20 protein-coding genes are annotated in these 18,724 nt (G+C 44.8%); 13 read left to right on the top strand and 7 right to left on the bottom strand.

The genetic code is table 11. The features are described from left to right. Window positions 1-120: 120 nt before the first annotated feature. The 4 genes from P5V12_RS21330 (at window position 121) to P5V12_RS21315 (ending at window position 2,288) form a co-directional block, all read left to right on the top strand. Window positions 121-381, top strand: coding sequence for a DUF6316 family protein (locus P5V12_RS21330; RefSeq protein WP_316955105.1), 261 nt, complete (start codon window positions 121-123; stop codon window positions 379-381). Between the two features lie 188 nt (window positions 382-569). Continuing rightward, the gene (locus P5V12_RS21325; RefSeq protein WP_316955104.1) at window positions 570-935 is read left to right on the top strand and encodes a hypothetical protein; all 366 of its coding nucleotides are present in this window, start codon (window positions 570-572) and stop codon (window positions 933-935) included. 532 nt (window positions 936-1,467) lie between these two features. Then, window positions 1,468-1,857, top strand: coding sequence for a hypothetical protein (locus P5V12_RS21320; RefSeq protein ID WP_316955103.1), 390 nt, complete (start codon window positions 1,468-1,470; stop codon window positions 1,855-1,857). Continuing rightward, window positions 1,854-2,288 (top strand): hypothetical protein, encoded by a 435-nt coding sequence (locus P5V12_RS21315; protein ID WP_316955102.1) that lies wholly within the window; start codon window positions 1,854-1,856, stop codon window positions 2,286-2,288. Before P5V12_RS21320 ends, P5V12_RS21315 begins: the two co-directional genes overlap by 4 nt. A gap of 20 nt (window positions 2,289-2,308) precedes the next feature. Here P5V12_RS21315 and P5V12_RS21310 read toward each other — a convergent pair whose 3' ends face one another. Next, window positions 2,309-3,127, bottom strand: coding sequence for a DUF4105 domain-containing protein (locus tag P5V12_RS21310; RefSeq protein WP_316955101.1), 819 nt, complete (start codon window positions 3,125-3,127; stop codon window positions 2,309-2,311). A 469-nt stretch (window positions 3,128-3,596) separates the two neighbouring features. Here P5V12_RS21310 and P5V12_RS21305 point away from each other — a divergent pair, with 469 nt between their 5' ends. Continuing rightward, entirely contained in the window at window positions 3,597-4,589 is a 993-nt protein-coding gene (locus tag P5V12_RS21305; protein WP_316955100.1) for a cytochrome-c peroxidase, read from the top strand. Window positions 4,590-4,636: 47 nt separating this feature from the next. Here the strand turns inward: P5V12_RS21305 and P5V12_RS21300 are convergent, their stop codons facing one another. Next, a complete protein-coding gene (locus P5V12_RS21300; RefSeq protein WP_316955099.1) occupies window positions 4,637-6,286 on the bottom strand; it encodes a DUF4403 family protein in 1,650 nt (549 codons plus the stop codon). A gap of 337 nt (window positions 6,287-6,623) precedes the next feature. Further along, window positions 6,624-8,642 (bottom strand): sodium-translocating pyrophosphatase, encoded by a 2,019-nt coding sequence (locus P5V12_RS21295; protein WP_316955098.1) that lies wholly within the window; start codon window positions 8,640-8,642, stop codon window positions 6,624-6,626. 368 nt (window positions 8,643-9,010) lie between these two features. Here P5V12_RS21295 and ppa point away from each other — a divergent pair, with 368 nt between their 5' ends. Further along, the gene (gene ppa / locus P5V12_RS21290) at window positions 9,011-9,559 is read left to right on the top strand and encodes an inorganic diphosphatase (RefSeq protein ID WP_316955097.1); all 549 of its coding nucleotides are present in this window, start codon (window positions 9,011-9,013) and stop codon (window positions 9,557-9,559) included. Between the two features lie 6 nt (window positions 9,560-9,565). Here the strand turns inward: ppa and P5V12_RS21285 are convergent, their stop codons facing one another. After that, entirely contained in the window at window positions 9,566-10,315 is a 750-nt protein-coding gene (locus P5V12_RS21285) for a hypothetical protein (RefSeq protein ID WP_316955096.1), read from the bottom strand. A gap of 183 nt (window positions 10,316-10,498) precedes the next feature. Here P5V12_RS21285 and P5V12_RS21280 point away from each other — a divergent pair, with 183 nt between their 5' ends. Then, complete coding sequence (locus tag P5V12_RS21280) at window positions 10,499-10,834, top strand: hypothetical protein (protein WP_316955095.1); 336 nt, start codon at window positions 10,499-10,501, stop codon at window positions 10,832-10,834. On the opposite strand, the gene P5V12_RS21275 is transcribed toward P5V12_RS21280, so the two are convergent. Together P5V12_RS21275 and P5V12_RS21270 are read right to left on the bottom strand one after the other, a co-directional pair. Further along, a complete protein-coding gene (locus P5V12_RS21275) occupies window positions 10,831-11,487 on the bottom strand; it encodes an HAD family phosphatase (protein WP_316955094.1) in 657 nt (218 codons plus the stop codon). The two genes, P5V12_RS21280 and P5V12_RS21275, sit on opposite strands and share 4 nt — an antisense overlap. Beyond that, window positions 11,471-12,166, bottom strand: a complete 696-nt coding sequence (locus P5V12_RS21270) for a M15 family metallopeptidase (protein WP_316955093.1) — start codon at window positions 12,164-12,166, stop codon at window positions 11,471-11,473. The genes P5V12_RS21275 and P5V12_RS21270 overlap by 17 nt, the downstream gene beginning before the upstream one ends. A gap of 224 nt (window positions 12,167-12,390) precedes the next feature. On the opposite strand from P5V12_RS21270, the gene P5V12_RS21265 reads away from it, so the two are divergent. Both P5V12_RS21265 and P5V12_RS21260 read left to right on the top strand, forming a co-directional pair. Further along, on the top strand, window positions 12,391-12,666 hold the full coding sequence (locus P5V12_RS21265) for a TfoX/Sxy family protein (protein ID WP_316955092.1): 276 nt from the start codon (window positions 12,391-12,393) through the stop codon (window positions 12,664-12,666). Window positions 12,667-12,679: 13 nt separating this feature from the next. Next, window positions 12,680-13,003, top strand: coding sequence for a Rieske (2Fe-2S) protein (locus P5V12_RS21260; RefSeq protein WP_316955091.1), 324 nt, complete (start codon window positions 12,680-12,682; stop codon window positions 13,001-13,003). On the opposite strand, the gene sfsA is transcribed toward P5V12_RS21260, so the two are convergent. Next, complete coding sequence (gene sfsA, locus P5V12_RS21255) at window positions 12,998-13,711, bottom strand: DNA/RNA nuclease SfsA (protein ID WP_316955090.1); 714 nt, start codon at window positions 13,709-13,711, stop codon at window positions 12,998-13,000. The two genes, P5V12_RS21260 and sfsA, sit on opposite strands and share 6 nt — an antisense overlap. A gap of 296 nt (window positions 13,712-14,007) precedes the next feature. On the opposite strand from sfsA, the gene dksA reads away from it, so the two are divergent. The 4 genes from dksA to P5V12_RS21235 all read left to right on the top strand — a co-directional run bounded on the left by dksA (window position 14,008) and on the right by P5V12_RS21235 (window position 18,630). Then, entirely contained in the window at window positions 14,008-14,448 is a 441-nt protein-coding gene (dksA, locus tag P5V12_RS21250) for an RNA polymerase-binding protein DksA (protein WP_316955089.1), read from the top strand. A 66-nt stretch (window positions 14,449-14,514) separates the two neighbouring features. Further along, window positions 14,515-15,429 carry a tRNA glutamyl-Q(34) synthetase GluQRS gene (gene gluQRS / locus P5V12_RS21245; RefSeq protein ID WP_316955088.1) on the top strand — a complete coding sequence of 305 codons (915 nt, stop codon included), beginning with the start codon at window positions 14,515-14,517 and terminating at the stop codon, window positions 15,427-15,429. Window positions 15,430-15,482: 53 nt separating this feature from the next. Next, window positions 15,483-15,659 (top strand): hypothetical protein, encoded by a 177-nt coding sequence (locus P5V12_RS21240; protein ID WP_316955087.1) that lies wholly within the window; start codon window positions 15,483-15,485, stop codon window positions 15,657-15,659. After that, window positions 15,649-18,630, top strand: a complete 2,982-nt coding sequence (locus P5V12_RS21235; RefSeq protein WP_316955086.1) for an ATP-binding protein — start codon at window positions 15,649-15,651, stop codon at window positions 18,628-18,630. Before P5V12_RS21240 ends, P5V12_RS21235 begins: the two co-directional genes overlap by 11 nt. The last annotated feature ends 94 nt before the right edge of the window (window positions 18,631-18,724 follow it).

Genomic DNA, 18,724 nt, shown 5'->3' with positions numbered 1-18,724 from the left:
CCTTTTTAATGTTTTTGTGTTTTTTCGCGCCACCGTTTTAATAAATACATAATCTATTTTACACGCCAAAACCTGCCTACTATTTAATCAGAGGCAGCTAATTTACACAGGCGGATGAATATGCAACGCGCTCCAAGAATTACTCATCGAAATGGCGAACAACAGCAAACCTGGTTTCGAACTGATCGCTTTTTTGTTGTCGACGGGGATTGGTACTTTTCCACTCGAGAGGGCCACGATATAGGCCCTTATGGAACCAGAAAACTGGCAGAATCGGGCTTGAAGGTGTACATCAAGTGCATGCAATCACCGGAGCCCAATGTGTTTTGGGCCAGCGAAATGGCCAAAAAAGGTCTGTGGGCAACAACCTTATATCACTGAATTTTGTGCGACCTCTCCACTCTTCGCGCCCATCCCCAGGGCGCTTTTTTTTGCCCCAAAACAGATCAAAACACGGAACATCACAGAATAGAAAAATTGATTAACGCAACCCAAAATACTGTTTGAATATACAGTATTTTACTGCTAATCTATTTTTATTCCTCACAGGATCAGAACAGGATTTCACAATGCTAAGCCAAATAAGAAACACACCAATATATAGACCCCTTGGGCTAGTCAATGAAGAAGATTTGTACCGTATTGAAGGCCCAACACCAAACCATTTAAAGATCGAAGCAGCTCTATCACACCTTGGTGGCAACGAGTGGGCCGGCTTCACTTTCAAAGCCAGGGTATTAAAAGCACTCGGCTACGATATTGACCAGACTGTTGCCGTAAAAGACAAAATATCAGCCTACAACCAGGTCGCCATCGCGTTAAATGAATTAGGCCCAAACGCCAGTCGCAGAGCTTTGTTAAAAAAACTAGGCCTGTCGATTCATGAACATCGAACAGTGGGTCAAAAATCAGACCACACGACCTTCATGAGTTAAAAAACAAACACACTCAATCGCTAATAAGCTAGAGAATGAAAAGCTAAAAAGGAAAACTTCGGGCAGGATGCCCACCCTTAATGATTCAAACCATTTTATAGAGAATGAGGAGATTCAATTTAGAAGAAAACGCAGAAGCTATCACAATAAGAAGCGAGTATGCGATTTTATTCCATTCAGCCTTTTTTCAATTAAACAAACGTTTCAACAATGGGTGCAGGTTCACATTTCAGCAGATAGCATTTTGTGATAATGAACGCTCTTCTCACAATTTGTGATGAGTTGTTGAAATAAGGCCGAAGCGTTTTAGCAAAGTTTACAGTAGATAAACCCGACGCATTAAACACGATAGCGGTATATAGACGGCTTAGAGCAGTTTTGAGGTAAGTTCACACTAGATTCGAGTCACAGTCTTATGTCCAGCGTCCCATCCAACATCTCTAGTTATGCAAACAAATCTATTGGCGATATTTGTCCTTTTACTCTAGGCAAAAATAATTCGCAAAATCACTGTGCACATTTTGTTTCGCACATGATGGGATACGAATTCGCAGGGCCTACCTGTAAAAACTTCACCTGGGCGGATAAACAAAAGAAAGATAAAGGCGCAACCATACGTGTTGACGACCTGTTTAAAAAATGTTTGACCAAAGGTCTATTGAAAGATAAATCTGCCGCCCTAACAGAGTGCCTCATATTTGTTACTCTGGCTTCCAACGTGAGCAAAAGCGGTGACACATTGGTCATGGGCAACCATCCACGAAAACATATTGGAATCTTAACAGGTGGTAAGGTGTACAATTACAGCAACTCACAAAATAAAGTGGTTGCCGATACACTTGAAGTTTTCAAAAGTAAATTTACGGGCGCATACAAAACCTCCGGCACCACGGTGGAGTTTTACTACGGGAAATTTATATGAAACAGCTTGCATTAGTCGCACTGTTGTTAACTGGATGTAGTTGCATATCCCATAGCGGTAGCTCACCCACACCACCGAGTGGTGAAGCCGTGTTCGCAAGTTTACTTGCTAACATGAGTTACTCGCTGAAAGATGAACCTCTATGTCAGGTAACGTCCGCTTCACAACCAGACATGGCTTTAACATTGGGACAACATTTAGCCACGGCCTTCTCTCTTTCCTATCAGTCGACGAATTCACTGTCTGTAAGCAGTCAGTGTAATTTATCAAAATATGAAACGAAGAACGGCCAAGTAAAGGACATGTGGGACTGCTCCCTCAATTTGGTTGAGCACACCCCCGCGAAAGAGTTTGTTTCCAATAGCAATATTGCCTTTGGCCTGGATTTAAAAACGCTTTCGCTTATCCCGAATACAATCCGCTGCCTATAACAGCGGATTGTATGTAACATTTACTGCCAACCTGCGCGCACGCGAGCTGAAAAACTTCCGTCTAGCGGAATTGTTTTAATATCTCGTATTTGCGCTGTCAAACGCAGCTCGGGCAAGCTCCCATCCCCATCAATATACTGATATTTATAGGCCAGTTCGTCTGAGTAACCTGGAAGTAAAACTCGATAATCGAAGCGATTAAAAAACCTTTCCCACTGACTCGTATACTGAAGTATACCGGTAATACAATTATCCAAAGCAGTGTTGTAAAAATCCGGAGTATCAAAAATAGATTGGGTGTCCATCAAAATGTTGGACCATAAATCATGCGCTTGCTCTGGCGAAAGCTTTAACGGATAAAGTAACACTCGCTCTTTTCGGAAATGGGTACGCAAACCAATGATATCATGCTCTGTTCCCAGCACCATCATTCGATTGTATACACGAAACAATCCTTTAATCGGGTGATATTGTTGTCCTGGTTTCAATCTCGCTTCAATAGAAGCAACCAGGTATTCTCCCTCAGAAAATTCAAAACTCAAAAATGCATGCGCCAGGCCGTGATCACCAAAATGCGACAGCCCATACCATACACGCTGTAAACTGTCTGGCGAATATTGCTTAGTGAGGTATTGAACCCGTTCAACATCACCATTTTTTTGATAACGAAAATCCCGAATATTTTCAATCGTCACCGTGTTCTGGTTAACCGTAACTTTAGGCAATCGCTCCTGCATTACCAACCATGGACCTTCTCGCTGAGGACTACGAAGTAGAAAAAAAATTAGGGATAAAAAAACAACACTCAGAACCACCCCAACAAGCAACTTACCTAACATTTTATTTTCACCCCCATCCGTAAAAATCGCTCCATTATTATAGCCATCAAATCACACCACGTAATAATAGCGATTATCATGTAGCTTATATTTCTCAACTGCAAAGCAAATGTAAAAAATTAAAAAAAATTCAACAAAAGATTTACACACCCAATAGCTTAACTTTAAAATCCTTATATTAGATTTTTCAAATAAATAAATTTGCTTAGCGTCACAGTTAATATTTTTCCAAATAGAGGCATGTTAAAATCCAACAGACGTCAATTATGACGACAATATAATAAAACAAAAACACCCAATAAAAACTATACAGAAAGTTGATAGATTGGCGACATATTTGTTATAGATTTGTTAGATATTATTCGTTCAACTCTGATTAACTTCGCTCTCCAAGCCTCGTACTAACTGACAATTTTTCAATCATCCCAGACGATATCGGGTAAAACAACATTAGACTTTGGAGAAAAGTATGCGTTACTTTATTTGGCTAATAGTCATATCCCTTTCGTTTGCGCAACAGGTTTACGCTGTCGCAAAAACGAATGAACCAATACAACCTATTCCCAACCCCAAAATCAGTGATCAGGAAAAAGTCGAACTGGGGAAAATGCTTTTTTTTGAACCGCGGTTATCAAAATCACAAATTATTTCCTGCAACACATGTCACAACCTCTCTATGGGAGGAGGAGACAATCGCCCCGCATCTATCGGCCATAAATGGACAATTGGGCCAATTAAAGCACCAACAGTCTTTAACTCTTCGCTGAATATTGCGCAATTTTGGGATGGCCGAGCCAAAGACTTGAAAGAGCAAGCCGCGGGCCCCATCGCCAACGATATAGAAATGGGCGCAACCCACAAGCTCGCCACAGAAACAATCGCCAGTATTCCAGAATACCAAAAACGTTTTGCGAAAGTGTATGGTAAACAACCCATTTCCATCGACACGATTACGGATGCAATTGCCACCTTCGAGGAAACACTACTGACACCCAACAGCCGTTTTGACCAATACCTAAATGGCGAGGAAACCGCTATAACACAACAGGAAAAAAGTGGTTATGAACTGTTTAAAAATGTAGGTTGCGTTGCTTGCCACAATGGCCAAGCGGTTGGGGGAAACAGCTTTCAAAAAATGGGGTTGATCAAACCATACCAGACTGAAAATGAAAAACGTGGTCGTATAGAACTGACAGGAAAACCTGCAGACGATTTAATGTTCAAAGTGCCCACGCTACGCAACGTATCGCTAAACGCCCCTTATTTTCACGACGGACAATATTGGAAACTGGAAGATGCGGTTAAAGTGATGGCGGAAATACAACTTGGAAAAGACCTAACGGACACAGAAACGCGTGATATCGTTGCGTTTTTAAATACGTTAAATGGTGAACGTCCGCAAATATCATTGCCACTACTACCACCATCAACAAATAAAACCCCTCGCTCCCAAGCGAATTAATGCAAGCGACAGCGGGCAGCGTTCTGCCCGCTTTATACGTAACAACATTAAATATCTGTTACTCGATAGCTCGCTGAGCCCTTTGCGCTGAGATAAGTGTGAATTGAATGCCGACTCAACCCGACATATTCGACACCGACAGAATCGGTTTTCCCTTGTAATACGCCAGGGCCGACAGGCTCATCAAATGAACCAATAGTAGCCAGTACCTTACGGGTATTTTCGTCCAGATCAAACACAGTTTTCTCGCGGATCATTGCTAGGAATTTTTCGTGTAAAAACATATCCGCAGACTTAGCCAACCAATTTTTAGTATCCAATGTGTAGTCCAAATCAGGGAATGCGATGATTTTCTTCTCCAAGTCCAGAGTGGGCGTACCAGTAAGATATAAGGTTGCTTTGATTGGCTTTTTCACTTTTACTCCCAAAACCAATTCTCGATTTTTACCTCCATACATACGAGGCTTATCAAAAACCACTTTTTTACCCGACACCTCAATATTTTCTGATTTCAGATCTTCATAGAGTGTATTGACCAAAGTCTGCAAATGGATAACCCCGTTAACCAATAAATTGAAATTACCCTGCTCACCAACTTGGCTGAATTTCTCCGGTAATGGCAACTTACTGCTAGCAGGTTTTTTGCCGTAAAACACGACCGGTCTAAACTTCACGGCAGCGCCAGTATGCAACACACCACCGACTCCATTAATCGGCGTGATACCGACTTGCTCAGGATTAATTGAGATATAAATATTCTCTGCCAGCGTGAGCGGCTCCTGCATTTGCTGCCAGGTTTTGGCGATAACAGGTCGTAGTTGATATTCTGAAGGTAAACGATCAATTGCTTTATTAATGGCTTTATCAAACGCTTTATCTATACCGGGCAAATCCAAGATATCACTGACTTCGATATCCGCCGCCGTCAGCCGACACTCTCGCACCCAGGTTATTTTTTTGTTGTCTCGGGTAAAGGTAAGGTTGCCATACTCATCCGCATCAATATTGCCATAGACTTCAACTCTGACTCTGCGAAGCTCCTCTCCCACACCGCAGGTAGCAATTCCATCCACGGTTGCCCGAATACTATTGAGGTACTCTTCTTTCACCCCCAACTCAAGCCAGTAATCAATATCCGCCGCCAGACTAATCGCTCGCCCCTGCAAAGCGATTGAAAAACTGCTGATACTCGCCTCATGTTTGACTCTAACCTTGGTATTTCTTACCTCATCAACCCAGACCTCCTCAAATACCTTAACAATTTTGATAATTTCCTGAGGAACCTGAACCGTAATTTCTACCAGGGAAAAAATAGGCTCACAAATAAGTTTACTCAGGAATGAACCAATAATCTTTTTACATTTTTGCCCTGTTTTTTTTCGAACCTTGCGGACTTCGTTCCTGACCGAGCGTTCAACTTTTTCTACCTCTTTTTCCACAACGGTCAAAAGTTTCAACTTAACGTTGGCATCCACTTCATCTGTTCCAGATGATATAGGATTTTCAACTTCGTTTAAGGCCAGTTCAGTTAATTTATCCAAGTGAATTTGAATCGGGATATTCACTTCGCTAGGACGTATATCAATAGTTGGTGTTGGTGCCGATATCGGTCCCTTAGGCGGAGCTTCAGTTTTTTTACATGCTCCCAGACTAAAAATAAGCGCTAAAAATAAAATAAAGTTCCACAAGCGAAGCATACATATCTCCTGATTTGATTGTTATTTTTCGTATAAAACGTTCGCTTAGTAAACTATAGCCACTTTATTTTTAAACTCCGCCCAAATTCACAATGAGTTTGAATCGGTGATTTTCTATTTTATTTTTTCATATAACAAAGAATTACCTCGACAAAAACAAAACAATATGAACGCACTGCAAAACACATTAAAGAATATTTTACAGCAACGCTTTGGAAGAATTTGAAAAAGGGCAACTACGACCTATCAAACCAGGGGATTGAAAAAATAAGAAAGTGATTCGGGAGAAAACAAAATCCCCCGGAAAACCGGGGGATAAGATCAGAGGAAATAATAATTAAAGCAATGGCGCGATAACTAAACTCACAATCGCCATAACATTAATTAAAATGTTCATTGCAGGACCAGAAGTATCTTTGAACGGATCGCCGACAGTATCACCAACAACTGCCGCGGCGTGAACGGACGAGCCTTTCCCGCCGAAATTACCTTTTTCCACAAACTTCTTGGCGTTATCCCAGGCTCCACCGGCGTTGGCCATCATTAATGCAAGCAGCACACAGCAGATAAGCGCACCGCCCAAGAACCCGCCAAGCGCTTCTGGCCCAATTAAGAAGCCAACCAAGACCGGTGAGGCAACAGCAAGCACGCCAGGTAATACCATTCGACGTAATGCTGCACGCGTAGCAATATCAACACAGCGATCCGTATCTGGCTTCGCATTGCCTTCCAGTAGCCCTGGGATTTCCTTAAATTGTCGACGAATCTCTTTGATCATATCAAAGGCCGCATCACCAACTGCGCGCATGGTAATAGCACTGACCAGGAACGGGAAGATAGCGCCAAGGAACATTCCCATTAATACCACAGGATTATTGATTTCCAAGGTGAAGTCCGGGTTTTTATGGGAGATGGTTTCAATAAAGGCGGCAATAATCGCCAACGCCGCAAGACCAGCAGCACCAATGGCAAACCCCTTACCAATTGCCGCAGTCGTGTTACCAACCTCGTCCAAGCCATCGGTAATCGCACGGGTTTCTTCACCCAAGCCCGCCATTTCAGCAATACCACCAGCGTTATCAGCAACCGGGCCATAAGCATCGATGGCCATTGTGATACCTACCGTGGCCAACATACCTACCGCGCCAATACCCACACCGTATACGCCGGCACCTTCTGGTAATAGTGAACTGGAGATAAATATAATCGCAGCAATACAAATCACCGGAATCACCACCGATTCCATACCTGTCGCCAGACCGGAGATCATGACCGTAGCAGGCCCTGTTTCACCGTCTTTAGCAATTTTTTGTACTGGCTTGCCGCCTGTGTAGTATTCGGTAACAAGACCAATACTGATCCCACCGACTGCACCGGCAACAACACACCACCAGACATTGGTGTGTATTCCCATTTTGTTAATCAAAACATAGGCTGCGACCATGAATATTATGGTTGCACCAATGGTGCCGAATCGCAGCGCTACATCGGGTGCTTTGGCCGACATAATTTTAACAACGGCAATACCAAGCAAAGAGCAGATCAAGCCAGTAGAGGCCAAAGCCAGGGGCACAAACATAAGCTGAGCACGATCGCCCGCCAGTAAAGCCACAGAACCAGCCGCCATAGTGGACGCAATCGCGATAGTCGCAATCATTGAGCCACAATAGGACTCAAAAATATCCGACCCCATACCGGCAACATCGCCCACGTTGTCACCAACGTTGTCAGCAATTACGCCAGGGTTGCGTGGATCGTCCTCTGGAATACCCGCTTCCACTTTCCCGACCAAGTCAGCGCCGACGTCTGCTGATTTGGTATAGATACCGCCACCAACACGGGAGAATAAGGCCACTGATGAAGCCCCCATACCGAAACCGTGAATGGCTTCCGCGTGAGTAGGGTCTGCGCCGAATAAGAGATATAGACCGCCTAAACCAAGCAGCCCCATGGAAGCCACTGTGAGCCCCATGATCGAACCACCATAGAAAGCTACCTGAAGGGCCGCTGCGGGACCTTCCGTACTCGCGGCAATAGTTGTTCTGACATTGGCTTTCGTGGCAGAAAACATCCCAACGTAACCTGCAGTCGCAGAACAAACAGCACCAACGATAAACGCCACCGGCGTATGCCAGGAGCGGAAACCAATAAACAGAAGAACAGTAATAATGAGCGCAAAGATCGCCAAAATTGAATACTCACGGCGCATAAACACCATAGCACCACGGTGTATCTCGTCCGCAATTTCGGAAACCAAACCTTCTCCAGAAGGATATCGAGTGACAACAAAGTAGAAAAACAAGGCCGCAACCAGCCCGATACCACCAAAGATTGGCGGTAGGATAAGAACATCCATACAAACCCCCGATTTATATTTATAGTTACCACGGGTGAAAACTGGACTGCAATAAATAGCTACTTATGTGATTTTTAGAGCGCAAAACGACACGCCTAATGCTTCAACCCCCATATGAGCCATAGAACAAATCTGTCCAAGCATCCCCGGAAAGTCGCAAGCGGCGGGTACTGCATAGCCGCTGCTCCAGATTCTAAGGTAGCACAGGCTCGCGGTAAACCAAGTTTATCCGGGACTAAATTTGATCCAACGCATTGTGTTACAATCGCGCCCGCTTAAATACAGGCTGTTTCTAACGGTAACTACATTGGCGTCTTCGCCTCACCAAAGAAACCCAAAAAACACTACTGATATCAGGATTTAGTTGTATGAGTCTTCATCTTGTACCTACGGGTAAGAACGCTCCCGAAGAAGTCAATGTGATCATTGAGATTCCAATGGGCGGCGAACCAATCAAATATGAAATTGATAAAGAATCTGGCGCCATTTTTGTTGACCGTATTTTGGGAACATCTATGCGCTACCCATGTAACTATGGTTACATTCCGCACACACTATGTGGTGACGGCGACCCGGCTGACGTTCTAGTTTTCATGAATCGTCCGCTAATGCCAGGCTCAGTTGTTAAATGTCGTCCAATTGGCGTGCTAAAAATGACTGACGAGTCCGGTGAAGACGCGAAGCTAATTGCAGTGCCTGTAAGTAAAATCAGCACTTACTTCGATGATGTGAAATCCATTGACGATATCCCTAAAATCAAACTAGACCAAATTGCTCACTTCTTTGAACACTACAAAGATCTGGAAGAAGGTAAGTGGGTAAAAGTAGAAGGCTGGGCTGGCGTTGATGCAGCGAAACAAGAAATCGTTGATTCAATCGAGAACTATAAAGCAGAACCAGATCAACCACGCTTCTAAAGAAAGTCAGCTTTCTTCAAGAGAGATATGCGATACATCCGGTGCCGGAGGCGGCGCCGGAGTTTCCTTACCCAACCTTGCACCTACTTCCGCAACAGATATTCCACTCAAATCCAGATCTAGAGACTCCTCTTTTTTTCTTTCCTCAGGCTTTAAAACATCGGCACCAACCGGGGCAATATCTATTCCACTGACATCCACGGGTAGCGGAACGTCATGCACGTATTCATCCTGATCCAGCAGGTTTCCACTATTTTCCCTCAATGACAACAATGACGTATCCACTTCTACCGGTACGACATTCTCACGCTCACTCTCTTGCAGCAAATCTTCACCAGCAGGGGCTAAAGTCCACTCATTTACAGAATCAGGCGGAACAGATTCTTTTTTTGCCACACCACCTAATTCTTCAACAGAAACCGAATCCAATGTCTGTACTGGCGCGGAGGCGTGAGCCTGATCAGGATCCCGCGCGGTAAAAACAGCTTTCGCTTTAGGCACATTCTCAGCAGGCTTTGCAGTAACAACCTCTTTTAAATTAACCAGCGCACCCGCTTTTTTTATCGCCACACGATATTTACTTGCCGCATCAAAAGTTAAATTGCGCTTTAAAATGACAGGTTTACCGCTAAACAAGGCATCAATTTTTTCCGGACTGGCTTTAAACAACTTAGCCAGGTTATTTTTGGCAACGCTTACATCCACACCTTTACACACATCGCCACTGAATTCGATATCAAACAATTCATCAGACATAAATGCACCTTATTCCTGCGTCTTATACTGGCTAAGTTTAGCAATTGTTAGAATTGTATTACCAGACGACAACTTGGTGACCCAATTCCCTGAATTCATATTAACCTCTGGCGCAACGCTAGGCTATACACCATAATTTTCTTAGGAAATATACTCCAAAACTGGGCATGGAGGATGTAGACCATGAAGTCTCCAGAAAAACCAAGAGTGAACAAGCCCGCTCCTTCGACCGCAGTATCCGATGATGAACATTTAATTGTTATCGGCAAAGAAAAGGTGCAGGTTAATGCCGTTGTGACCAAGGTAGCAGAAGACATTGCATTTCTGCAGGCAAGAATAAAACAGATGGAAAGCAGCATTCCTGTGAATAAGGTTATGCTCAAAACATATAAGGACATGCTCGCCAGTCGTCGTGCTGTCCTGGCATGGTTTGAGGAGCACGAAATGGTGTGCTCACTACCAGAGTATTCCAGACAGGAAACACCACAAGATGATAATGAAAAATTAGAAACCGGTTAGGTTTTTAATAATATTTTTTCGACATCACCCATATTAGAAACAAGAACCACCTGATCATCAATTTCAAGCTCCGAATCAGCTTCTGGCGAAAAGGCAATGACATTCATACCTGCTGCTCTGGCAGCTTGAACTCCGGAAAGAGAATCTTCAATTACGTAGCAAAATCGTGCCGGTACCCCAATAGCTTCCGCTGCATACAAAAAGAGATCCGGAGCTGGCTTACCCTGTTTCACATCTTCAGCACTAAACACCAGATCAGAAAAATACGACCACAGTCCGGCACAACTTAATGAGCATCGAATTTTTTTATGCCCGCCATTAGACGCAACACAATAAGCAATATTTTTATTTTTCAACTCGCCAACAAGCTCGGTTACACCTTCTATCGCTTGGGTCGATTTTGCTAACGCTGTATAGGTCGCTTGATCAAGTAGCTCGGGGAAATCGCTGGGAAGTTTTCCGTCAGGTAAACGATGAGATTGATCCTGTTCGAGCCATCTATAACATTCACTTAACGTTTTACCTTTAAAATGCTTCAAGCACTCGTCAGTAGACAATAAAATACCAAGAGATTGAAGTGTTTGAGAAAACACTTGGGCACAGAGTTCTTCGGTATCCACCAGGACACCGTCACAATCAAATATGACTAGCATTTCGCGGCTGATTCAAAAAAAAGTGGTTAAAAATCGTTTGCATATTTTCCAGTATTTCTGTTTTTAACTCGATATCCGTGCGAGAGATTAAATCGGACAAGACATCAACAGTAATTGTCGATTCATAAACCGAAGCAACCGGCAAATAGCTAATATGCCAAGGCTCTTCCGCAACACCACCGGGGCTCGGGCAGTAAGGCCGAACAAAACCACAACGGCTATGACTGAAATACCCCGCTAACCAATGATTCAGTTTTTTAAACGGCCCACCTTCAGCATACTCCTCAGGCGATAATTGCAGCTGGTAGCCCTCTTCAATGGCAGCAGCATCGAATACATCGAAATCCGTACCCCAATGATGCCGGGAAGCTCCAGGTAACGCAGACCAATGCAAGATTGCGTACATCAACACATCCCTGGGCACTGAAGAGTGCTGAATCTGCTCACCAAACTGATTATATACTGGCCGCTCGCCTCTGGCTTTTTGATTCCATATGTACAGCTGGCGCTCAAAACTTCGAAATCCACTCGCTAAGCGTAAATCTATGCCAGCTTCCTCCCATGCCCGAGTTTTTAAGTCTTTTAGTGGAGAGATAACATCATAGTGAACAGGGACTTCTAGTACTTTATCAGTAATATTGCTGCTTATTTGTCCAGTCGCCAAAAGTGATTCATTCATTAATACGCCAAATAAGTCTATTTGTTTGCAAATTTTCGCGCAAACTAATTGCGCTGGATGTGTAAGTCTGTATTATTAGTCTTTGCCGATAAAGTCCGTTTTATAGACTATCGGCTCCGGGTAGAACAAGTACCCAGCTCAAGGTTGGTGCTGACGTTACAATTATAAGCGTACGGTCACAATTCTAATAATAACTAAATACAACACTTGGGAGATCCGATGTAATGACCTCCAGTAAAAACGATTTAATCGACCTTAAAAACCTAGGTATGGCGTCTGTTAATATTCTCCACGCTGTTGGCGTCAACAGTTATCGGGATTTATCAGAAGTCGGTGCCGTCGAAACCTACTGCAGAATTAAAGCTCGCGGCATCCATGTTTCCAAAGTGATGCTGTATGCACTACAAGGTGCTTTGATGGATGTTCACTGGAACGACCTATCTCCGAGCCTAAAGGAGCAATTGGTGGAAGAAGCCAAGCAGGCGGAAATGCAAACTTGAGTTGTATCTGCTTATGCTGAAGCTGTGCAGTATCAGTGAATTGGAAGATAACGGTTGCAAAGGATTTGCACTTGGCGAAAAACAGATCTTCGCCGTGCGCAAAAACGACTCTATATACACCTACCTCAATACTTGCCCTCACCTCGGGGCTCCCCTCAACTGGCAGGAAGACGAATTTCTCGATTTCGGCAATGAGCTGATTCAATGTTCAGTACATGGCGCCTTATTTCTTATTGAAAGCGGGGAGTGCGTGTCCGGCCCTTGTATTGGCGACAAACTCACCCCAGTCGCAAGCAAAATTGTTGATGGAGTTCTTTACCTGACTGAAGAGCTATAGTAATACCGGAATTTTTTTTGCCAGATATATTTCCTGTTCAGTAATACATGCTTTATACGCAATCACCTCAACTCCGGCGCTCACTGCTTGGCGAAGTAAATCACCATATTTCGGATCAATCTCATCCGCCGGCGAGACAGAATCAATTCCCGTATGTTGTGCGCAAAAAAACAGCACTCCCCGATTCCCGGACTCAACAACGTGAATCAATTCCTGAAGATGTTTTTGTCCGCGAGTACTGACCGCGTCGGGGAAAAACCCCTGCCGACTACTCTCCGCCAACGTCACACTTTTCACCTCAACAAAACACGTTCTTTTATCCTTGAGGTGATTGTTCAATAAAACATCAATTCGACTATTTTGTTCACCGTATTTTTTTTCTGTCTCCAGCGTTTGATAGCCAGACAGCTCTGGAACAACGCCGTTTTTAATCGCCTCCTGTACTAATTTATTTGCCCTCCCTGTATTCACGGAAGCCAGGCTGCCACAAGGGGTTGTAGCCAGCTCCCATGTGTAGCGGTACTTACGCTTATCATTCTGAGAGTCGGAAACCCAACAGGGGGAATTTTCAACCAGACAATTTTTCATACTGCCGGTATTCGGGCAATGCACCGTGACCTCTTTTCCGTCCGGCAAACGCACATCTGTCAAAAAACGCTTGTATCGTCGTAGAAAAGTTGCAGGCTGTAATATCGGTAAATACTTCATAAATTAACTCGTGACTAAGACATCCGTATAAAACAACTATACTTAAAAGGTTGCCCACAAAATACTCGGAGGATATAAGGGTAATTACGATACTGGTTCACGTTATTTGACTCAATTGCACTTTGGCTAAACCGTGTACAACGAAAAAACTGGCATAGCGATTCGAAGTCTGGTAGCTTGCTCAGCCTGGTTTTTTCAGCAAAAACTGGAAACCTTGAAAACAGGGAACTAACCCCAACTTGTGTGCAATTGATACATTTTTTATCAGTTGTTGAGAAGAGAGGCGCGAACAACACATGCCCGGAACACAATCCAATCCTAGCTTTGCTCTTCGTGATTTTTCTCCCTATCAGGAGAAAGATGGTGAAGAGTACATGAACGACAAACAAAAAGAGCACTTTCGAAGCTTACTTCTCTCTTGGAAAAAGGAGCTCATGGAGGAAGTTGATCGTACTGTAAGTCACATGAAAGACGAAGCAGCTAACTTTCCTGATCCAGCAGACAGAGCCAGCCAAGAAGAAGAGTTCAGCCTTGAGTTGCGTACCCGAGACAGGGAGCGAAAGCTAATCAAAAAAATTGATAGCACCCTGGAGCTTCTCGGTACAGACGACTATGGCTACTGTGATGCTTGCGGTGTAGAAATTGGTATCCGACGTCTGGAAGCCAGACCAACAGCCACACTGTGTGTTGACTGTAAAACGCTGGCCGAGATCAAAGAAAAACAGACATCCGGCTAATCGCTATATAAGGAAGGTGCCTTCGAGCACCTTCTTTGAATTCTCGACTTAGTATCCTTCATCATCATGGGGACACTCTCACCCTATATTGGTCGTTTTGCACCTTCACCATCCGGCCCTCTGCACACAGGCTCCATTCTCTGCGCGCTAGCCAGTTACCTCGACGCCAAAGCCAATGCCGGCACATGGTTGGTTCGAATGGAAGATATCGACCCGCCCCGAGAAGAACCCGGAGCAAAAGAACGAATACTCAAAACACTACAACAACATAGCCTGTGTTGGGACGGTGAAATCCTTTATCAAAGCACCAGATCAAGCGCTTATACCGAAGCTCTGACCAACCTCAAGGCCAAACAGCTCGGTTACCACTGCGATTGCAACCGTAAACGTTTATTATCTATAAACCATATATACGACGGACATTGTCGAAATAGAGATATTCTTCAGCAGCTTCCATACTCTATTCGGCTTAACTGTGACAACGCCGTCCACCAATATGGACTCCCTCCCGAAATTACATTTAAAGATGCCATCCAGGGCGTACAGAAAGAAAATGTCCTTGAACAGGGCGACTTTGTCATCCACCGAAAAGATGGCTTATTCGCCTACCAACTTGCGGTTGTTGTTGACGATATTTACCAGGGGATAACGCATATTGTTCGGGGAGCAGATCTACTCGACACAACAGCCAAGCAAATATTTTTGACCAAACTGCTTCAAGGACAAGCCATAAATTATGGCCATATACCCGTCATAGTAGACTCCACTGGCGCGAAACTCAGCAAGCAAAACCATGCTCCTGCAGTCAACGACGAAACCCCTCAAGCCAACCTGCTTCAAGTGGCAAAACTATTGGGCCTGGACTGCAGTCGTCTTTCCACACAGCACTCAACAAGGGAAATACTGACCTCATTAATAGCGCAGTGGAGCATTAAAAACATCCCTAGACAAAGATCAATCGCATACGAATCAATACAGTGATCGACAATCGACTGTAATACAATGGACAGATTCCAGGAGACGAACGGATAACAATGAATAAACAGCGCCCCCTAATACTCCTTCTATTGGTGTTTTACATTTTTTCTCCAACCTTGTTCAGCTGGGTAATCAATCCCGCAGGTGCCTGGTATCGTCCCTACATTATCTGGATGCTGCTTGTTGTAGTGGCTTACGTTGTTCAGGGAAGAGGGAAAGACAATGACTTTTAGTTTTTTACAGGTCGCTTTAATTTGCCTCACCTATCTGTGCGTCTTATTCAGCATTGCTCACTTCACCGAAAAGGGTTGGGTCTCCAATAAAATCGTTACACACCCGGTCACCTATATTTTTTCTTTGGGGATCTTTGCCAGCGCTTGGGCATATTATGGTGTAATCGATCTGGCCAGTAATTTCGGCTACGGCGCTCTGGCCTATTATCTGGGAACCGGCGCTCTGTTTTTATTCGCCCCGGTAGCCCTGAAACCACTTATTGAATTGGCAAGACGCTTTCAAATTAATTCGATGGCGGACTTACTGACTTTCCGTTATCACAGCCATTCTGTGGGAGGCATAGTCACCCTGTGCATGCTGATGGCAATGGCGCCGTTAATGACCCTGCAGATTCAAGCCGTTGCCGATACCATCCACATTCTGACCCGGAATAACATCAGCGAAGTTAACGCGGAAATGGCCGGTTTCGGCACACGCGAAATACTGGCCCTGGCGTATTGTTCTGTTCTTGCCTTCTTCGCCATGATATTCGGCTCGAATCGTGAACATCACCGCGGCCTGATTACCGCAATGGCCATTGAATCCCTGGTCAAACTGTTTGGTCTGATGGCGGTTGGGGTCTTCTCCATTTTCGCAGTATTTAAGGGATTGCCAGGGCTGGACGAATGGCTGAAAAACCATCCACAGCAATTGGAAAACCTGTACTCCCCGGTCAAGGACACATCTTCACACACCCTGTTGCTGGTATTTATTGCAACTGCAGTATCCATGCCCCATATCTTTCACATGACAGTGGTTGAGAATCCAGCGAAACACGCAACCCGCACAGTGACCTGGGCTTTCCCGCTTTTCCTGCTTTTGATGTCACTGCCGATATTTCCCATTCTCTGGGCGGGCATCGAATTAAAATCTCAATTACCCGCGCAATATTTTCCGCTGGCTGTACCTATTGCCGCAGGCAGCACCGTATTTACCATCATTTCATTCGTTGCTGGACTCTCTGCCGCAACAGGGGCAATAGTCGCGATCTCTCTCGCTATCGCGACCATGATATTGAATCACTGGATATTGCCCGCCACCCCACTGCGCACCCAAAAGGCCATCTACGGGCAACTGATTTGGATGCGCCGCATTCTTATCAGCATCGTCATTGTCGGCGGTTACCTGTTTTACATGCTCCTGAGCAACACCTTCAACTTAACGGAACTCGCCCTTGCCGCATTTATATGTACCTTGCAGTTTTTACCCGGCGTTATTGCGGTGGCCCACTGGCCGCGAGGAAATCGGAAAGGGCTAATATCCGGTTTATTTATCGGTGTAGTGATATGGTTGATTGGCCTATTCATCCCGATGCTACTTGGTCAAAAAATCGGAAGCCTGCAAATACTGAGTTACTCCCTTCCAGTGGGAGTCGACCATTGGAGCCAGATCACACTCTGGTCACTTGGTATGAACACAGTTACTTTTGTTCTGGTTTCAATTTTCACCAGCCAATCGGACGATGAACGATACAGTGCAGATTTATGCTCCGAGGATGAACTCAGCCACCCGATTCGAATGACTCTAGATATTCGTTCTCCAGACGAAATCGTAGAACGTTTGTCAAAACGCATTGGTAAATCCACCGCCAGAACGGAAGTGAACAAGGCATTGGCAAAGCTCGGCCTCAACCCCAGCGAAAGCCGCCCTTATGCACTTCGACGTTTACGGGATGAAGTGGAAGCGAACCTTTCCGGGTTAATGGGCATATCCATGGCCAGTGAAATCATGGATAAACAAATTCCCTATCGACTCCCCGAAGGTGAAGGCGTTACCGACATTAACCTGATAGAAAGCCGCTTAAGCCAGTACCGCGATCACCTGACCGGACTGGCCGGAGAACTCAACAATCTCCGTCTTTATCACCGCAGAACACTGGAAGAACTGCCTCTGGCCGTCTGCTCTGTAGGACGAGATGGCGAGATACTGATGTGGAACGGCGCAATGGAAAACCTGACCGGCATCCAAAGTGAAACCGTCACAGGTTCATCTCTTGATGCCGTTCTCGACCCTTGGGGAGAGCTTTTATATCGGTTTGCAAATTCCGATAAAGCACATTTCTACAAACAGGAAGTCGAGTTAGCAGGCCAAACCCATTGGATATCACTACATAAAGCCGCCATCCCCTCCTCTTTTGCCCGCAAAGTCGAAGGTCAGGTGATACTGTTGGAAGATGTTACCGAGATGCAGTTACTGGAACAGGAGTTGATTCACAGCGAGCGCCTGGCCTCGATCGGTCGACTCGCAGCGGGTGTCGCTCACGAAATAGGTAACCCGGTTACCGGTATTGCCTGCCTGGCTCAAAACATGAAATACGAAACCGATAACGACGAACTACTCGAAACCGCTGAGCAGATACTGTCTCAAACAGACAGGGTGAGCAAAATCGTCCACTCGTTAGTAAGTTTTTCACACTCAGGACAGAACAAACAGGAAGACTTTCACGAGGCCAAGCTGCACGAGTGCGCCCAGGAAGCGATTAACCTGTTAAAACTGCAAAAGGAAAAAAGTCAGGTTAATTTTATCAATCAACTTCCGGAATCTTTGGTGGTTTCGGGAGACAGCCAGCGTTTAATCCAGGTTTTCGTCAACCTGCTATCTAACTCTCAGGATGCCTGCTCTGAAGGTGCCAATATCGTAATCGAAGGCTCGACTGAAAAAGGCTTTGTTAACTTCTCAGTAACAGATGATGGCCCAGGTATTCCGCCCGATATCATCGAACAAGTGCTTGAGCCATTCTTTACAACTAAGGAGCCCGGAGAGGGAACCGGACTCGGACTAGCCATGGTTTACAGCATTATCGAGGAACACGGCGGTAACATAGAAATCATAAGCCCAGTGGATACTGTGTTACAGAAAGGGACAAAATTTGCCATAAAACTGCCAGAATACCTTGCAAGTCATGCAACAACAGGTAACACTGTGCGTTAATGAGCTACTTTCGGTGACACCTCAAATCAACAATAATATCTTGTTCACCTGTTGCAAGTAGCGTAATTTGTGCGCCTCAGCGGTGCAATTTTAG

It is taken from the genome of Teredinibacter sp. KSP-S5-2 (assembly GCF_032773895.1).
GTDB lineage: Bacteria > Pseudomonadota > Gammaproteobacteria > Pseudomonadales > Cellvibrionaceae.
This window is presented reverse-complemented; position numbering and strand designations above follow the sequence as displayed.

Bases quoted from the DNA above. Each gene is read 5' to 3' on its own strand.
- P5V12_RS21330 (WP_316955105.1), top strand. From the start codon at position 121: ATGCAACGCGCTCCAAGAATTACTCATCGAAATGGCGAACAACAGCAA.
- P5V12_RS21325 (WP_316955104.1), top strand. From the start codon at position 570: ATGCTAAGCCAAATAAGAAACACACCAATATATAGACCCCTTGGGCTA.
- P5V12_RS21320 (WP_316955103.1), top strand. From the start codon at position 1,468: ATGATGGGATACGAATTCGCAGGGCCTACCTGTAAAAACTTCACCTGG.
- P5V12_RS21315 (WP_316955102.1), top strand. From the start codon at position 1,854: ATGAAACAGCTTGCATTAGTCGCACTGTTGTTAACTGGATGTAGTTGC.
- P5V12_RS21310 (WP_316955101.1), bottom strand. From the start codon at position 3,127: ATGTTAGGTAAGTTGCTTGTTGGGGTGGTTCTGAGTGTTGTTTTTTTA.
- P5V12_RS21305 (WP_316955100.1), top strand. From the start codon at position 3,597: ATGCGTTACTTTATTTGGCTAATAGTCATATCCCTTTCGTTTGCGCAA.
- P5V12_RS21300 (WP_316955099.1), bottom strand. From the start codon at position 6,286: ATGCTTCGCTTGTGGAACTTTATTTTATTTTTAGCGCTTATTTTTAGT.
- P5V12_RS21295 (WP_316955098.1), bottom strand. From the start codon at position 8,642: ATGGATGTTCTTATCCTACCGCCAATCTTTGGTGGTATCGGGCTGGTT.
- ppa (WP_316955097.1), top strand. From the start codon at position 9,011: ATGAGTCTTCATCTTGTACCTACGGGTAAGAACGCTCCCGAAGAAGTC.
- P5V12_RS21285 (WP_316955096.1), bottom strand. From the start codon at position 10,315: ATGTCTGATGAATTGTTTGATATCGAATTCAGTGGCGATGTGTGTAAA.
- P5V12_RS21280 (WP_316955095.1), top strand. From the start codon at position 10,499: ATGAAGTCTCCAGAAAAACCAAGAGTGAACAAGCCCGCTCCTTCGACC.
- P5V12_RS21275 (WP_316955094.1), bottom strand. From the start codon at position 11,487: ATGCTAGTCATATTTGATTGTGACGGTGTCCTGGTGGATACCGAAGAA.
- P5V12_RS21270 (WP_316955093.1), bottom strand. From the start codon at position 12,166: ATGAATGAATCACTTTTGGCGACTGGACAAATAAGCAGCAATATTACT.
- P5V12_RS21265 (WP_316955092.1), top strand. From the start codon at position 12,391: ATGACCTCCAGTAAAAACGATTTAATCGACCTTAAAAACCTAGGTATG.
- P5V12_RS21260 (WP_316955091.1), top strand. From the start codon at position 12,680: ATGCTGAAGCTGTGCAGTATCAGTGAATTGGAAGATAACGGTTGCAAA.
- sfsA (WP_316955090.1), bottom strand. From the start codon at position 13,711: ATGAAGTATTTACCGATATTACAGCCTGCAACTTTTCTACGACGATAC.
- dksA (WP_316955089.1), top strand. From the start codon at position 14,008: ATGCCCGGAACACAATCCAATCCTAGCTTTGCTCTTCGTGATTTTTCT.
- gluQRS (WP_316955088.1), top strand. From the start codon at position 14,515: ATGGGGACACTCTCACCCTATATTGGTCGTTTTGCACCTTCACCATCC.
- P5V12_RS21240 (WP_316955087.1), top strand. From the start codon at position 15,483: ATGAATAAACAGCGCCCCCTAATACTCCTTCTATTGGTGTTTTACATT.
- P5V12_RS21235 (WP_316955086.1), top strand. From the start codon at position 15,649: ATGACTTTTAGTTTTTTACAGGTCGCTTTAATTTGCCTCACCTATCTG.